17 protein-coding genes are annotated in these 14,008 nt (G+C 68.6%); 7 read left to right on the top strand and 10 right to left on the bottom strand.

Features of this window, described 5'->3' with window-relative positions; translation table 11 throughout:
* Window positions 1-29: 29 nt before the first annotated feature.
* A complete protein-coding gene (locus BGP17_RS21850) occupies window positions 30-377 on the bottom strand; it encodes an ArsC family reductase (protein ID WP_286713601.1) in 348 nt (115 codons plus the stop codon).
* 248 nt (window positions 378-625) lie between these two features.
* Between BGP17_RS21850 and guaA the strand changes: the two genes are divergently transcribed.
* Window positions 626-2,182 (top strand): glutamine-hydrolyzing GMP synthase, encoded by a 1,557-nt coding sequence (guaA, locus tag BGP17_RS21845; protein ID WP_167297982.1) that lies wholly within the window; start codon window positions 626-628, stop codon window positions 2,180-2,182.
* 16 nt (window positions 2,183-2,198) lie between these two features.
* Here guaA and BGP17_RS21840 read toward each other — a convergent pair whose 3' ends face one another.
* On the bottom strand, window positions 2,199-2,681 hold the full coding sequence (locus tag BGP17_RS21840; protein ID WP_286713599.1) for an anthrone oxygenase family protein: 483 nt from the start codon (window positions 2,679-2,681) through the stop codon (window positions 2,199-2,201).
* Between the two features lie 137 nt (window positions 2,682-2,818).
* On the opposite strand from BGP17_RS21840, the gene BGP17_RS21835 reads away from it, so the two are divergent.
* From BGP17_RS21835 to BGP17_RS21810, 6 genes are all read left to right on the top strand, one after another.
* On the top strand, window positions 2,819-3,436 hold the full coding sequence (locus BGP17_RS21835) for a TetR/AcrR family transcriptional regulator (RefSeq protein WP_286713597.1): 618 nt from the start codon (window positions 2,819-2,821) through the stop codon (window positions 3,434-3,436).
* Complete coding sequence (locus BGP17_RS21830; protein ID WP_167297979.1) at window positions 3,433-4,620, top strand: winged helix-turn-helix domain-containing protein; 1,188 nt, start codon at window positions 3,433-3,435, stop codon at window positions 4,618-4,620. Before BGP17_RS21835 ends, BGP17_RS21830 begins: the two co-directional genes overlap by 4 nt.
* Window positions 4,617-5,189: a DNA-3-methyladenine glycosylase I gene (locus BGP17_RS21825; protein WP_167297978.1), complete on the top strand. Its 573-nt coding sequence runs from the start codon at window positions 4,617-4,619 to the stop codon at window positions 5,187-5,189. The genes BGP17_RS21830 and BGP17_RS21825 overlap by 4 nt, the downstream gene beginning before the upstream one ends.
* A gap of 61 nt (window positions 5,190-5,250) precedes the next feature.
* Entirely contained in the window at window positions 5,251-5,877 is a 627-nt protein-coding gene (locus tag BGP17_RS21820) for a hypothetical protein (protein ID WP_286713595.1), read from the top strand.
* A complete protein-coding gene (locus BGP17_RS21815; protein ID WP_286713594.1) occupies window positions 5,874-6,128 on the top strand; it encodes a CBU_0592 family membrane protein in 255 nt (84 codons plus the stop codon). The genes BGP17_RS21820 and BGP17_RS21815 overlap by 4 nt, the downstream gene beginning before the upstream one ends.
* Complete coding sequence (locus tag BGP17_RS21810; protein ID WP_353681890.1) at window positions 6,125-6,538, top strand: GNAT family acetyltransferase; 414 nt, start codon at window positions 6,125-6,127, stop codon at window positions 6,536-6,538. The genes BGP17_RS21815 and BGP17_RS21810 overlap by 4 nt, the downstream gene beginning before the upstream one ends.
* Window positions 6,539-6,713: 175 nt before the next feature.
* Here the strand turns inward: BGP17_RS21810 and BGP17_RS21805 are convergent, their stop codons facing one another.
* The 8 genes from BGP17_RS21805 to BGP17_RS21770 form a co-directional block, all read right to left on the bottom strand.
* On the bottom strand, window positions 6,714-7,124 hold the full coding sequence (locus BGP17_RS21805; RefSeq protein WP_286713593.1) for a DUF1801 domain-containing protein: 411 nt from the start codon (window positions 7,122-7,124) through the stop codon (window positions 6,714-6,716).
* The gene (locus BGP17_RS21800; protein ID WP_286713592.1) at window positions 7,121-7,246 is read right to left on the bottom strand and encodes a hypothetical protein; all 126 of its coding nucleotides are present in this window, start codon (window positions 7,244-7,246) and stop codon (window positions 7,121-7,123) included. The genes BGP17_RS21805 and BGP17_RS21800 overlap by 4 nt, the downstream gene beginning before the upstream one ends.
* Before the next feature lie 25 nt (window positions 7,247-7,271).
* A complete protein-coding gene (locus BGP17_RS21795; RefSeq protein ID WP_167297973.1) occupies window positions 7,272-7,859 on the bottom strand; it encodes a hypothetical protein in 588 nt (195 codons plus the stop codon).
* 115 nt (window positions 7,860-7,974) lie between these two features.
* Window positions 7,975-10,113 (bottom strand): prolyl oligopeptidase family serine peptidase, encoded by a 2,139-nt coding sequence (locus tag BGP17_RS21790; protein WP_286713591.1) that lies wholly within the window; start codon window positions 10,111-10,113, stop codon window positions 7,975-7,977.
* Window positions 10,114-10,378: 265 nt separating this feature from the next.
* Complete coding sequence (locus tag BGP17_RS21785; RefSeq protein WP_286713590.1) at window positions 10,379-11,137, bottom strand: hypothetical protein; 759 nt, start codon at window positions 11,135-11,137, stop codon at window positions 10,379-10,381.
* Between the two features lie 167 nt (window positions 11,138-11,304).
* The gene (rplQ, locus tag BGP17_RS21780) at window positions 11,305-11,727 is read right to left on the bottom strand and encodes a 50S ribosomal protein L17 (protein ID WP_086128670.1); all 423 of its coding nucleotides are present in this window, start codon (window positions 11,725-11,727) and stop codon (window positions 11,305-11,307) included.
* 125 nt (window positions 11,728-11,852) lie between these two features.
* Window positions 11,853-13,160, bottom strand: a complete 1,308-nt coding sequence (locus BGP17_RS21775; RefSeq protein ID WP_286713589.1) for a terminase large subunit domain-containing protein — start codon at window positions 13,158-13,160, stop codon at window positions 11,853-11,855.
* A gap of 1 nt (window position 13,161) precedes the next feature.
* Window positions 13,162-13,776: a hypothetical protein gene (locus tag BGP17_RS21770; protein ID WP_286713588.1), complete on the bottom strand. Its 615-nt coding sequence runs from the start codon at window positions 13,774-13,776 to the stop codon at window positions 13,162-13,164.
* Window positions 13,777-14,008 lie beyond the last annotated feature (232 nt).

Raw genomic sequence — 14,008 nt, 5'->3', positions numbered from 1 at the left:
CATGGCGCGAGCGTCGCGCGGGCTCCCGCTCAGAGCAGCGTCCGGGCGTAGTTCTCCGGCTTGAAGCCGACCAGGATGCCGCCCGGATATTCGAGCACGGGGCGCTTGATCATCGAGGGCTGGGCCAGCATCAGCGCCGCCGCCTTGCCGGCATCGATGCCTTCGCGATCGGCGTCAGGCAGCTTGCGGAAGGTGGTGCCGGCGCGATTGAGCAGCACTTCCCAGCCGACGATCCCGCTCCAGCGCGCGAGCCGGGCCGCATCGATCCCCGATGCCTTGTAGTCGTGAAAGGCATAGGCGATGCCGTGCGCGTCCATCCAGGCACGCGCCTTCTTGATCGTGTCGCAATTCTTGATGCCGTACATGGTGACCGTCACGTCGCGCCCTCGCCTGCTCGTGGTTCGGCCATGCGATAGCGCGCTTCGCGGCGGAAAACAGTCGGCTTTCGATCGGGCGGCGCGCGCACCGGGTCGGGGCTTCCATTCTCCGGCGTCATCCCCGGGCAGGCGCGGATGACGAAGCCGATCTCCCGGGCGCGCCCGCGTCCCCGACCCGGCGAATAAACTTAAGCATAATCGCGCACCGGCCTTTCCCCCGGCGCCGGTTCTGGCTAAGCGCGCTGGGCATGGACCAGCATGCAGATTCCATCCTCATCGTCGATTTCGGCAGCCAGGTTACCCAGCTGATCGCGCGCCGCGTGCGCGAGGCGGGCGTCTATAGCGAGATCGCGCCCTTCACCACCGCCGCCAAGGCCTTTGCCCGGATGCAGCCCAAGGGGATCATCCTCTCCGGCTCCCCCGCATCGGTGCTGGACGAGGGCAGCCCCCGGGTGCCCCAGGAGATCTTCGACAGCGGCCTGCCGGTGCTCGGCATCTGCTATGGCCAGCAGGTGATGATGCACCAGCTCGGCGGCACGGTGCAGCTTGGCGACAGCGGCGAGTTCGGCCGCGCCTTCATCGAGATCGACGATGGCTGCGTGCTGTTCGACGGCATGTGGCACGAGGGCGAGAACCACCAGGTGTGGATGAGCCATGGCGACAAGGTGACCAACCTGGCCCCCGGCTTCCGCCCGGTCGCGCACAGCGCCGGCGCCCCCTTTGCAGTGATCGCCGACGATACGCGGCGCTATTATGCGATGCAGTTCCACCCGGAGGTGGTCCATACGCCCGACGGCGCCAAGCTGCTCGCCAACTTCGTCCGCCACGTCTGCGGGCTGCAGGGCGACTGGACCATGGCCGAGTTCCGCCAGGCCAAGATCGCCGAGATCCGCGCGCAGGTGGGCAGCGGCAAGGTGATCTGCGGGCTTTCGGGCGGCGTGGACAGCGCGGTGGCCGCGGTGCTGATCCACGAGGCGATCGGCGAGCAGCTCACCTGCGTGTTCGTCGATCACGGGCTGATGCGCTCGGGCGAGGCCGAACAGGTCGTTGGCCTGTTCCGCAACCACTACAACATCCCGCTCGTCCATGTGAACGCCGAGACGCTGTTCCTCGCCGGCCTGGCCGGAGTCACGGATCCGGAGGCGAAGCGCAAGTTCATCGGCAAGACCTTCATCGACGTGTTCGAGGAAGAGGCGCGGAAGATCGGCGGCGCCGATTTCCTGGCGCAGGGCACGCTCTATCCCGACGTGATCGAGAGCGTGAGCTTCACCGGCGGGCCTTCGGTGACGATCAAGAGCCACCACAATGTCGGCGGCCTGCCCGAGCGGATGAACATGAAGCTCGTCGAGCCGCTGCGCGAGCTGTTCAAGGACGAAGTCCGCGCGCTGGGCCGGGAACTGGGGCTGCCCGAGCAGTTCGTCGGCCGCCATCCCTTTCCGGGGCCGGGCCTGGCGATCCGCATCCCGGGCGAAGTGACGCGGGAGCGCTGCGACATTCTGCGCAAGGCGGACGCCATCTATCTGGAGGAGATCCGCAACGCCGGGCTCTACGACGCGATCTGGCAGGCCTTTGCGGTGCTGACGCCGGTGCGCACGGTCGGCGTGATGGGCGACGGCCGCACCTATGATTCGGTGCTGGCGCTGCGTGCGGTGACATCGATCGACGGCATGACCGCCGAGGCGTTCGAGTTCCCGGGCGGGTTTCTCCCCCGGGTGGCGACGCGCATCGTCAACGAAGTGCGGGGCGTGAACCGCGTCGCGTACGACTATACCTCGAAGCCGCCGGGGACGATCGAGTGGGAGTGACGGCGGGGATGGCGACCTAGCGCTGCACCAGCGCCGCGATGTACAGCGCAAACGCGGCGATGGAGCTCAGGGTGCGGACATGGTTCCACATCGTCCATTCCTTGAGATAGCGCGCCCAGATCTCGACCGGGCCGGTGCCGTCGCCGGCCGCGACCAGCGCGTCGTTGAGCGGCACGTTGCAGAACATCGTCACGCCGAACATGCCGAGCAGATAGATCGTGCCGCCGGCGACCATCGCCAGCGCGCCCGGCTCGCCCCAGCGCAGCGCGCCGACCACCGCGAGCAGCCCGGCCGCGATGGTGGTAGCGAGGAACAGCGGCAGGAAGGACGAGCGCAATATGTCGACATTGATCGCATGCATCGCCGCCATGCCCGAGGCCGGGGCAATCCGGCCGAGCGCCGTCATGATGAACGTGGAGAAGGCATAATAGAGCCCGGCCATCAGCCCGCAGCCGATTGCCGAGAACCAGAGCAGTCCGGGAACGAGAAAGGTGCGCATCATCCAGGCCCTTCGATTGAATGCGAGAATATATCGTATTTGCAAAACCCGATAATCCCTCGTATTCGAATCGTCAAGCGCATGCGATGGGAAGCGGAATGGGGCGAAGGCCGGCAGCGGGAGGACAAGAGGCGGCATTGCCCGGGGCGCGGGCGCCGATGGTGCCCGTGCAGAAGCGCAGCCGCGAGCGGTTCGAGCGCATCCTGCAATGCGCCGCGGCGGTGATGGCGGAGAAGGGCAGCGACGCCTTTCGCATGAGCGACATCGTCGAGCGCACGGGCATCCCCTTCGGCTCGCTCTATCAATATTTCCCGGACAAGACGGCGATCATCGGCACGCTGGCCGAGCGCTGCAACGCGATCGGCCGCGCGTGCGTGGCGCGCGATCTGGCCACGGTGGAGACCATCGCGGACCTGCGCCCTGCGCTGGGCAATATCGTCGACAGCTATTATCGGATGTTCGTGGACGAACCGGTGATGCGCGACATCTGGCAGGCGACCCAGGCCGACCGCGCCCTGCAGAAGCTCGATGAAGAGGATGGCGCCTTCCTCGCCAATCTGCTCGCGGAGGCGGTGCGGCCGGTCGCGGAGGGAGCGAGCCCCGCGGCGGTCGGGCGCTATGCCCAGCTGATGATGACGCTGATCGCCGCGGCGGTGCGCCACGCGATCACCTTGCCGCCCGCCGAGGGCAGGCGCGTGCTCGCCCTGTTCAAGCAGCTGCTGCCGGCCGATCTCGCGGCGCTCGCCGCGCAATGAGCGCCGGGGAAACGCTTTCGCCGAAGCAGGTGCGCCGCATCTTCCTCGCGGCGCAGGGCTTCGGCCTGCGCCGGCCCGCCCGCGTCGGCGCCGCGCATCTCCGCCGCACCGTGGATCGGCTGGGCCTCCACCAGATCGACAGCGTCAACGTATTGACGCGGATGCACTATCTGCCTGCCTTTTCGCGACTGGGCGACTATGACCGCGCCCTGCTCGAGCGCGATGCCTGGGGCCCGAAGCGCGGCCGCAGGCTCTTCGAATATTGGGCGCACGAGGCTTCGCTGCTGCCGATGGATCTCCACCCGCATTTCCGGTGGCGGATGGCCCGGGCCGAACGCGGCGAGATCGGCTGGCGGCAGCTCCGCCTGTTCGCGCACGAACGCAATGCCGAGGCCCGGGCGGTGCGCGACCGCATCGCCGGCGAAGGGCCGCTCGCCGCTTCCGAGTTCGAGAATGGCAGCTCGAGGAGCGGCTGGTGGGAATGGAGCGAGACCAAGCTGGCGCTCGAATGGCTGTTCTGGTCGGGCCAGATCACCACCGTCACGCGGCGGGGCAGCTTCGAGCGGGTCTATGATCTGAGCGAACGGGTGATCCCGCGCGCGATCTACGACCTGCCGACGCCCGATGCGGCGACTGCCCAGCGCGTGCTGATCGAGCGTAGCGCCCGCGCGCTCGGCGTGGCGACGGCGGCGGATCTGCGCGACTATTTCCGGCTCAAGCCGGAGGAGGCCAGTCGCGCCATCCCCGAGCTGGAGGAGGAAGGCACGCTGATCCCGGTCCGGGTGCAGGGCTGGGCCCAGAAGGCCTGGCTGCACCGCGACGCGCGCATGCCGCGCCGCGTGCGCGGCGACGCGCTGCTGGCACCCTTCGACCCGCTGATCTGGGAACGCGGCCGTACCGAGCGGTTGTTCGATTTCCGCTACCGGATCGAAATCTACGTGCCTGCCGACAAACGGACCCATGGCTATTTCGTGCTGCCCTTCCTGATGGACGAAGCGCTCGTCGCGCGCGTCGACCTCAAGGCCGATCGCCAGGCCGGCCGGCTGCTCGCGCACCGAGTGACGCTGGAGCCGGGCGCACCGCGCGACACCGAGGAACGGCTGGCGATCGAACTTGCCCGCATGGCGGGCTGGCTCGGGCTGGGCGAAGTGCGTATCGGCGAGACGATCAGGGGAAGCCGATGACCGACGATCTGCCGCGTTGCGCCTGGGCGGTGAGCGATCCGCTCAACCGCGCCTATCACGATGCCGAATGGGGCGTGCCGATCCGCGATTCGCGGGAATTGTGGGAGGCGCTGATGCTCGAGGGCTTCCAGGCCGGGCTCGCCTGGATCGTCATCCTGCGCAAGCGCGAAGCCTTTCGCGCGGCATTTGCCGGCTTCGATCCGGCGAAGGTCGCCGCCTTCGGGCCCGAGGACGTCGAGCGGCTGATGGCGAACCCCGGCATCGTGCGCGCGCGCGCCAAGATCGAGGCGACGATCAGGGGCGCGCAGATCTGGTGCGAGATGCAGGCGCGCGGCGAGGATTTCGCCGAGTTCTGCTGGGCCTTCGCCGGCGGCAAGCCGATCCTGAGCCCCGGCCATGGCTTCGTCGCCACCACGCCGCTTTCCGAGGCGGTCTCGAAGGAATTGAAGCGCCGGGGCTTCAAGTTCGTCGGCCCGACCATCGTCCATGCCTGGATGCAGGCAGTGGGGCTGGTGAACGATCATCAGCACGGCTGCTTCCGCCGGGAGCCGGTCGCCGCGCTCGCCTGAGGTCATTGCGGGCGCGCCGGGATAGTGAGAAAATGGCCGCGAACCGGGTGGGGAAGCGAAGATGACGATCAAGCCATTGCCATGGGCGCCCATCGTGCTGGGCCTGCTCGCCGCCTGCTCGCCCGAGCCGAAACAGCCGGTGGAGAAGGACGCGACGGCCAATATGGCGGAGATCGTCGTGCCGCCCGCGAGCAATGCCGAAGCCCCTGCGGCGAACGCGCACGCGGAGGCACCGGGCGTCGGGATCAGGCTGGCACCCGGCGAACTGACTCTGGCGCTTCCCGGCGGCGCTTCCCGCCCCGTGCGCTTCGGCATGGCCAGGGCCGATGCGGTGCGGCTGCTCGCCACCGCGCTCGGCAACCCGATCGAGGAAGCGAGCAGCCAGGATTGCGGCGCCGGCCCGCTTGGCTATGCGGCCTTCCGCGATGGGCTCTCGCTCTATTTCCAGGATGGCAAGTTCGCCGGCTGGGACCTGGACGGGCGCGAGTCCGCCGGGTTCGCCACGGCCAAGGGCATCGGCATCGGCACCAGCCGCAAGGAGCTCGAGGCGGCGGGAACGGTGGATGTCGGCGAGACGTCGATCGGCAACGAGTTCATGATGGGCGAACTTTCCGGCCTGCTCAGTTCGCCTGCGCCCGACGGCAAGGTGACCAATTTGTGGGCCGGCGTCACCTGCATCGCGCGATGAGCGTCGAGAGGCTGCTGATCGAGCTTGTCGGCTGGACCGGGGCAGCATTGATCCTGGTCGCCTATCTGCTGCTATCCTCCGGCAGGTTGACCGGCCGGTCGCGCGCCTATCAGTGGATGAACGTGGTCGGCGCGGGCTGTTTCGTGATCAACAGCGGCTGGAACGGCGCAATCCCCTCGGCGACCCTGAACATGGTGTGGATGCTGATCGGCGCAGTGACGCTGTGGCACATCGCGCGGCGGCCGGCATGATCCGGCGGGCGCATGCCGGGGATGCGGGGCCGGTGGTCGCGCTGTGGCGGGATTGCGGCCTCACCCGGCCCTGGAACGATCCCGAACAGGATTTCGCCCGCGCGCTCGCAGCGGAAGGCGCGACGATATTGGTGGCGCAAGGGGAAGGCGGCGAGATCGCGGGCAGCGTGATGCTGGGCGATGACGGCCATCGCGGCTGGGTCTATTATCTGGCGGTCGCGCCCGCCGCCCGCGGCACCGGGCTAGGCCGCGCGCTGATGGCCGAGGCGGAGGCGTGGCTGCGCGCGCGGGGTTGCCCGAAGATCCAGCTGATGGTGCGCGAGGGCAATGCGGAGGCGCTCGGCTTCTACGAGGCGCTCGGGCTGGAGCGGCAGGGGGTGGTCACCCTCGGGCGTTTCCTGAACGACTAGGTTGGGCCCACATCCGGCCGATCCTCCCCCTCCCCTCCGGGAAAGGAATGCCGACAGCACCTCACATCGCCAGGTGGCGCGCCGCCCTGGGCTGAGGACTCATTCAGCCAACCCCGTCATCCCCGCGGAAGCGGGGATGACGACGGAAAATCAGATACTTGTTTGAGTTCTCAACCTAGAGCTTCTCGCCAGGCAGGGCACTGGCCTGCCGGATCCAGGCGGCCAGCCGCGGCGCGTCGATCCCGTCCTCCTCGCGGATGTCGAGATAGCGCACCCCCTGCTGTTTCGATGGACCGGGCGGCACCGGATCGAGCGAAGTGCCGCGGAAGAAAGTGAGCTTCACATATCTGTCGAAGCAATGGAAAGCGAGGAACCAGCCCTCCCGATCGGGAGGGCCGTAGAAGGGCGTGTTCCACTTCACTGCCTTGCGCACGCCGGGCACGGACCCCATCACCAGGTCGTCGATCGCGCGCCCGATCCGCTGCTTCCACTCGGGCATCGCGGCGATATAGGCCTGCACCGGCGCATCGCCTTCGCCCTTGGGAATCTGTGGATTGCCGCCGGACAGGAGCCTGGGCGCGGTCATGCCCCGCGCTCCCCGGCGAGGAATTTCTCGCCCCCGGCACGAACCGCGGCATCGAGCGCCGGTGCGGACGCCGCCACCGGCATCAGCATCGGCCACATCCCCAACAGCGCGCGCGATGCCATCCCTGCACCTCCGCAAAGAACGACCTCAGAGCGACTGCAGCCCCTCGATCGTCACGATCGGGCTGCTGCCGCGGCGCAGGGCGCAGCGGAAGCCATGGCTCTCCCGGGTGGCGTCGCGATAGCCGTCGGCCAGCTCCACCTGCCCCTTGATCACCCAGCTCTTGCCGTTCCAGACGGTGCTGGTGACCGTGGAGACCTGCGCCAGGCGAGCATAGCGTTCGCCCAGGCTTTCCGCTTCCACCGCGCAGCGATCGGCGGCGGCATCCTCGTCATAGAGCCCGTCGAACTGTGCGGAATTCGGTGCCGGCATCTCGGCGACCGGGCCGGCGGCGGGCTGCGGCGCCTCGCCATAGCGGCCGCCGTCGACCGGGCCGGTATCGATCGGCACCCGCTCCTCGGCCGCTTCGGCGCCGTGCGACTTCTTCTTCCCGCTCGAGATCAGCGCGAGCACGCCGCCGACCACCAGGCCGCCGACGATCGCGTCGCCCACATCGAACTTGTCCTTGTGCTTCTCGCGCGACGGGCGCCAGCGCTCCTGCGCCTGGGCCGGCATCGCCAGCCCCATCATCGCCACCGCAGCGATCCCGCCGCCCGCAAGCTTCAGAACATCCATGCCGCCCTCCGTTACTTTCGCGAAACGAGAACTATGCGCGCCAGCCTGTCGCCCGGCTGAACCGATTTGCGACCGGGCGCCATTCCCCTGCGAGGGGAACGGCGCCCCTTGGCCCCTATTTGCTCTTCACTTCGAGGCCGGTCCACCTGGCCGTGAAGGCCCAGAGATCGGCGGCTTCCTCGATGATCTTGTCGGTCGGCTTGCCCGAACCATGGCCCGCGCGCGTCTCGATGCGGACCAGGTGCGGCTTGTCGCCGATGTCCGCATGCTGGATCGCCGCGGCATATTTGAAGGTATGCCCCGGCACGACGCGATCGTCGGTATCGGCAGTGGTCGCCAGGATCGCCGGATAGGCCACGCCCGACTTGATGTTGTGATAGGGCGAATAGGCGTAGAGCGTCTTGAAATCGGCTTCCTTCGACGGGTAGCCATAATCATCCACCCAATAGCGCCCGGCGGTGAAGCGGTCGAAGCGCAGCATGTCCATCACGCCCACCGCCGGCAGCGCCGCGGCGAACAGGTCGGGCCGCTGGTTCACCACCGCGCCCACCAGCAATCCGCCGTTCGAGCCGCCCTGGATCGCCAGCTGGTGCTTTCCGGTGATGCCTTGCTTGATCAGATACTCGCCCGCGCCGATGAAGTCGTCGAACACGTTCTGCTTGTTGGCCAGGCGGCCGCCATCGTGCCACGCCTTGCCATATTCGCCGCCGCCCCGGATGTTGGCGAGGACGAACACGCCGCCCTGCTCCAGCCAGGCGAGGCGCGAGGAGGAGAAGCTGGGGCCATAGGAGACGTTGAAGCCGCCATAGCCCCAGAGCAGCGTCGGCGCCGGGCCCGTCACGCTCTTCTTGCGGACGATGAACATCGGCACCTTCGTCCCGTCCTTCGACGCGAAGAAGCGCTGCTCGACCTTGTAGTCGTCGGGCTTGAACAGCAGCTTGGGGCGCGCCCAGGGCGTGCTGATGCCGGTCGCCATGTCGTAGCGATAGATGGTCGTCGGCTCGTTGAAGCTCGTATAGGCGTAGAAGGTCTCGGGATCGTCGGGCTCTCCGCCAAAGCCCGAGGCGGTGCCGACGCCCGGCAGCTTGACCGGGCCGATCGCGCCGCCGTCGAGCTTGTAACGACGCACTTCGGTCTTGGCGTCGACCAGATAGCTCGCCACCAGCGTGCCGCCGACGATCGCGGCGCCTTCGAGCGTCGCCGCATCCTCGGGCACCAGGTCGGTCGTGGCCGGATTCGCCGCCGCCACGTCCATCGTGACGATCTTGAGCTTCGGCGCCCCCTTGTTGGTGACCCAGTAGAATTTCGTGCCGACATTGCCGGCCAGGCCCCAGCTATTCTCCAGCCCCGGCACGATCACCCGCGGCTTGCGCGCCGGGTCCTGCAGGTCGATCAGCGTGATCTGGTAGCGATCGTCGGTGCCCTCGCTGGTGGTGATCACCATCCAGCGCCCATCGTCGGTGACCTGGGCGTAATGGCTCCACTTGGGATGGTCGGGCGTCTCGAACACCAGCGTGTCGGCGCTGTCGGGCGTGCCGAGCTTGTGGAAGTAGATCTTGTGGTTCTCGTTGAGCGCCTGGTATTTCGCGTCGGCCGCGACGTCCGGATAGCGCGAATAATAGAAGCCGCTGCCGTCCTTGGCCCAGGCCGCGCTCAGCGTGAACTTCATGCCATGGACGGTGTCGCCGGTCTCCTTGCCGGTGGCGACGTCGAGCACCTTGGCCGTGCGCCAGTCGGTGCCGCCGTCCTGGATCGCGTAGAGCAGGTATCTGCCGTCCTCCGAGGGCGCCCATTCGGACAGCGCAGTCGCGCCGTCCTTCGACCAGCCATTGGGGTCGATCAGCACCCGGCCCTCGCCGTCGAGCCGGTCGCGGACGAACAGCACGGCCTGGTTCTGCAATCCGGAATTGTGCAGGTAGAAATAGCGGCCGCCCTTCTTCTGCGGCGCGCCGAAACGCTCATAGTCGAAGAGCTGCTTGATGCGCGTCTTGAACCAGGCGCGGCCCGGCAGCGTGGCGAGATAGGCGTTGGTCACCTTGTTCTCGGCATCGACCCAGGCGGCGACTTCCTTGTCGTTGCGCACGTCGTTCTCGAGCCAGCGATAGGGATCGGCGACCTTCACCCCGAACTGTTCCTCCACCACGTCGACGCGGCGGGTGTCGGGATAGGCGGGCTTGGTCACTTTGGTCTCCGGCTGGGTCTGGGCGAGTGCGGGGGTCGCGAGGAGCAGGGGCAGGATGAGGGCGCGGCGCATGGAGCCTCCGAATGGGAAAGGCCCGGTTTTACCCGGACTGCGCCGTCGCTCAAGCCGAGCCGTTGCCGGAAGTCGCCGAAACGGCCCAGAACAGGATGCCGAGCGGGGCAAGGGCCAGCGCCGCGGCAAGCCAGGCGCCGAGGGAGGATTGCGGGAACTGCCGGTTCATGCCCGCCATGTGGGAAGCCGTGGACGGCCGGGGAAGGACAGGAAATGTTGCGGGAGCCAAATGACCGGTTTGGCTCCCCCGGATTGCCGCGCGCCGCTAGCGGCCGGCAGGAAGCGCGCGCAGCCTGGCCAGCGTTTCCTGCTCCAGGCCATAGCCCTCGGTGACGTCCCATATGGCGTCCTGAAGCAGGCGCCTGGCGCGGTCGTCCTCTATCTTCCGGCCCTTGACGGCGCCGAGAACCAGCCGAAGCTTCGGGTGGCTGGTGACCGTCCCGAGCGCATATTCGGCGCCCTCGCCGGGCACGTCCATCTCCTGGTTCAGGCACATGGCGCGAAGCAGGAACCGCCCTCCCGACGGCAATCCGGGATTGGCGGGCGATGGCTCCCCCTTCGCCGCACGCTGCGCCCGCAGCTTCCTCTTCGCCTCCTCCCGTTCGGAAGGGGGCAGCATGAGATGGGCGCAAAGGCTGTCCGCGATGAAGAAGTTGAGGTCGTCCACGACGATCACGTTCTGGAAGCCCTTCTCCCGCTGCATCCGGTCGAAGATTTCACCGGCCAGGTGCTTGAACATCGTGCCGGCGGGGATGTGGACGATATAGGAGCGATCCTCCTCGGTGCAGAAGGTCAGGCAGAGCTCCTCGTCGCCGACGCCGAGCTCGGTTTCCTTGCAATCCTTGCGATTGTCGAAGCCCTTGACCGACACCAGCCTGACGCCCGCAGGCGGGGCCAGGGGCGTGCCGACCGGCGAGCCCGGATTGTTGCCGAGGCCGGCCATGTATCGGTCCTGCGCCGAAGCAGGAGATGCGGCGAAGCCTGTCGCCAGCAGCAGAGCGAGGAACCAGATCGCCAGACGCACGCAAGCCCTCCCGATAGCGAAGATCGCGGCAGGCCTGCTGCGCCCGGCGGCATCCGGGCAAGGACGGCTCGATGGAGGGGGAGGACGACGCGATGAAGGCGCCGGAAAGCGGAAGGGCGGCCGCACCCTGGTGCGACCGCCCCTCCCTGTCTCGATATCGCGGCCGATCAGGCGACGGCGTCGAAATCCTCGTCGACGAGCACCGGGCCCGAATCCTGGCCCTTGGCCGAGACGTCGCGATCGACGAACTCGATGATCGCCATCGGCGACGCGTCCGAAGCGCGCGGGCCGGTCTTGATGATGCGGGTATAGCCGCCGTTGCGGTCGGCATAGCGCGCGGCCAGAACGTCGAACAGCTTCACCAGCTGGGCGTCGTCGAGCAGGCGGGCATGGGCCAGGCGGCGGTTCGACAGGCCACCCTTCTTGGCGAGGGTGATCAGCTTCTCCACATACGGACGAAGCTCCTTCGCCTTGGCGAGGGTGGTGGTGATCTGCTCGTGCTTGATCAGAGCGGCGCTCTGGTTGCGGAACAGGGCCGCGCGATGGGCCGAGGTACGCTGCAGCTTGCGGCCGCCAACGCGATGACGCATTGTCTTCTTCCTTCCGTTCGTTCGGGGGCCGTATCAGGTACCCCGGACCAGGCGGTGAGATGGCCACCGCCCAAAGCCTGTCACTTTTCGTGAAGCGGCGCCCAAAGCGGATTCGGCGGCAGAAGTCAAGCGGTACGCACCCGTGGCGCCGCCGGCGCCGCCAGCATCAGCGCCCATAGCGCCCAGACCATCGCGTCCGCGCGGTCCGGCGAGCGCCCCGGCCCCTGATAGCGCCCCGTCGCCGTCAGGCCCATCAATTCCGCCTCGAGCGCGTCGAACCGCCCGGCCAGCCGCACGCTGCCGCGCTCGAACAGCGCCGCCACCGGTTCGGCGCGGGCGGCCTTGCCCCGCGTCGCGGTCACGGTGCGCAGCGGCAGCCGCACATCCGCCGCGCGCAGCACCGCCCGCACCATGTCGCCGCCCTGGTTGGTCTCCACCACCACCCGGTCCGCGCCATGCGCCTCCGCCGCCGCGGCGACGCGCTGCGCCCAGCCTTCCGGCGACAGCCCGCTCGCCGAATGATCGGCCAGCACATGCCCCGTCCCGCTCCCGTCGATACCGCAGGCGACGATGCCGCAGGTTCCCCCGGCGCTGGCGGGCGGATCCACGCCGATCGCCACGCGGACGAGTGCGTCCCCGTCCGGCGCCGCGCCGCGGCATGCCTCGATCAATGCCGATGGCCATAGCGCGCCGGCGACATCGGCATCGAGCAGCCCGTCGATCTCCTCGCGCCCGCGCCGCGTTCCGCCATAGGAACGCGCCATCGCCGCGAGCCAGGCCCGGGGCAGATGCGGATTGTCCCCGGACGCGCCGCCCGTCGCGACGGTGCCCGGATCGGCCAGTATCGCGCGCAGCGCCGCCAGCCCCGCCCGCGGCGTGGTGGTGACCAGCGCGCGCGGCGCCGCGCCCGCGCGCAACCCCAGCTGCAGCATGTCCCAGCTCTCCGCGGGGTGCCGCCATTTCGCGAGCTCGTCGCACCAGGCGAAATGATGCTCGGGGCCGCGCAGCCCCTCGGGGTTCGCTCCCGAGAACAATGCCGCCTCCGCCCCGTTCGGAAACAGCACGCGCCGCCGGCTCGCCTCGAACACCGGCCGCCCGCCGAAATGCCCCGCGGTCGCCAGCAGCCCGGAAGGCCCCTCCACCATCACCTGGCGCGCCTCCTCGATCGTCGCCGCCACCAGCGCGATCCGCACCGCGCCCGCATCGCGCACCAGCCCATGCACCCATTCGGCGCCGGCCCGCGTCTTGCCGAAGCCGCGCCCGGCCATCAGCACCCAGGTTCGCCATTCCCCTTCGGGCGCGCATTGTCCGTCATGCGCCCATTCGCCCCAATCCCCGTCCAGCGCCCGCAGCTCGGCATTGCTCAGCGCCCGCAGCAGCAGCGCGCGCTGCGCCGCATTCAGCCGTCCCAGCCGTGGCAGCACGATGCCCATGTCACGCTCCCCCCATGCCGCGCTCCCCTGCCGGCCGGGGCTCGTCCTGCGGGCCGTCCGCCAGGTCCCCGTCCCCCGGCCCCGGCCCCGGCCCTGCCCCTGGCGCCTTCGCGCCGCCGCCCCGCTCGATGGCGTCGATCTTCCGCAGGATGCTCGCGCGCACCGCCTCGATGTCGGGCGGCAGTGCCCGAGCATCGTAGCGCTGCGGCGCACCGCCCTTCACCGAGGCGCGGTGCAGCTTGAGCAGGTTCATCATTTCCGCGACGCTCATGGCCTTGCCGGCGGCTTCCCCGGTGACCGGTTCGCGCCGCAGGCTGTCGGTGGCGAGCGCGACGAGCTGCGCCTCGATCCGCGCATAGCCCTGCTCCAGGCACGCCTGCCATTCCGCCGCGAAGCCCGGCCAGCGCATCCGCCGCTGGTAGATGGCGGTGGTCGAGAATCCCGCCGCCTCCGCTGCCGCCCGCACATTGGCGGTGGCGGCCAGTTCCTCGAGGAACCGCTGCTCCGCCGCCTGCGACCAGCGCTTGCCGCCGGTGCGGATCACCTGCGTCTTCCGGTTCCGCGCCTGCCGCACCACGCGCCCGCCACCGTCCTTTTCCCTATCGCCATCCGCCATCGCACACCCCCGAAACGAAAAATGCCGCCCGGCGCAAAAGGCGCAGAGCAGCATGTTCCTGTTTTGTACCATATGAGCGTGGCGATGTCAAGGGGATCGAAGGATGGCGGACATCCCCCGCCGGAACTGCCAAACAACCACCAAGGACCCGGTAGCGGAGTTCGGGAGCAGGTTCGGCAAGTCCAAGCGGCGGTCCGGAAACAGAAAATTAGCTTTATCAGCAGGAAATCTA

The organism is Sphingomonas sp. 67-41, assembly GCF_001899725.1.
GTDB lineage: Bacteria > Pseudomonadota > Alphaproteobacteria > Sphingomonadales > Sphingomonadaceae > Sphingomonas > Sphingomonas leidyi.
Note: the sequence above shows the minus strand (reverse complement) of the source record. Positions and strands in the feature narration are given on the sequence as shown.

Excerpts from the sequence above, each read along its gene's own strand:
- BGP17_RS21805 (WP_286713593.1), bottom strand. The coding sequence starts at position 7,124 with ATGACCGCGCCCAGGCTCCTGTCCGGCGGCAATCCACAGATTCCCAAG.
- BGP17_RS21800 (WP_286713592.1), bottom strand. The coding sequence starts at position 7,246 with ATGGCATCGCGCGCGCTGTTGGGGATGTGGCCGATGCTGATGCCGGTG.
- guaA (WP_167297982.1), top strand. The coding sequence starts at position 626 with ATGGACCAGCATGCAGATTCCATCCTCATCGTCGATTTCGGCAGCCAG.
- BGP17_RS21775 (WP_286713589.1), bottom strand. The coding sequence starts at position 13,160 with ATGGGCATCGTGCTGCCACGGCTGGGACGGCTGAATGCGGCGCAGCGC.
- BGP17_RS21790 (WP_286713591.1), bottom strand. The coding sequence starts at position 10,113 with ATGCGCCGCGCCCTCATCCTGCCCCTGCTCCTCGCGACCCCCGCACTC.
- BGP17_RS21840 (WP_286713599.1), bottom strand. The coding sequence starts at position 2,681 with ATGCGCACCTTTCTCGTTCCCGGACTGCTCTGGTTCTCGGCAATCGGC.
- BGP17_RS21795 (WP_167297973.1), bottom strand. The coding sequence starts at position 7,859 with ATGGATGTTCTGAAGCTTGCGGGCGGCGGGATCGCTGCGGTGGCGATG.
- BGP17_RS21825 (WP_167297978.1), top strand. The coding sequence starts at position 4,617 with ATGACCGACGATCTGCCGCGTTGCGCCTGGGCGGTGAGCGATCCGCTC.
- BGP17_RS21830 (WP_167297979.1), top strand. The coding sequence starts at position 3,433 with ATGAGCGCCGGGGAAACGCTTTCGCCGAAGCAGGTGCGCCGCATCTTC.
- BGP17_RS21820 (WP_286713595.1), top strand. The coding sequence starts at position 5,251 with ATGACGATCAAGCCATTGCCATGGGCGCCCATCGTGCTGGGCCTGCTC.
- BGP17_RS21810 (WP_353681890.1), top strand. The coding sequence starts at position 6,125 with ATGATCCGGCGGGCGCATGCCGGGGATGCGGGGCCGGTGGTCGCGCTG.
- rplQ (WP_086128670.1), bottom strand. The coding sequence starts at position 11,727 with ATGCGTCATCGCGTTGGCGGCCGCAAGCTGCAGCGTACCTCGGCCCAT.
- BGP17_RS21815 (WP_286713594.1), top strand. The coding sequence starts at position 5,874 with ATGAGCGTCGAGAGGCTGCTGATCGAGCTTGTCGGCTGGACCGGGGCA.
- BGP17_RS21770 (WP_286713588.1), bottom strand. The coding sequence starts at position 13,776 with ATGGCGGATGGCGATAGGGAAAAGGACGGTGGCGGGCGCGTGGTGCGG.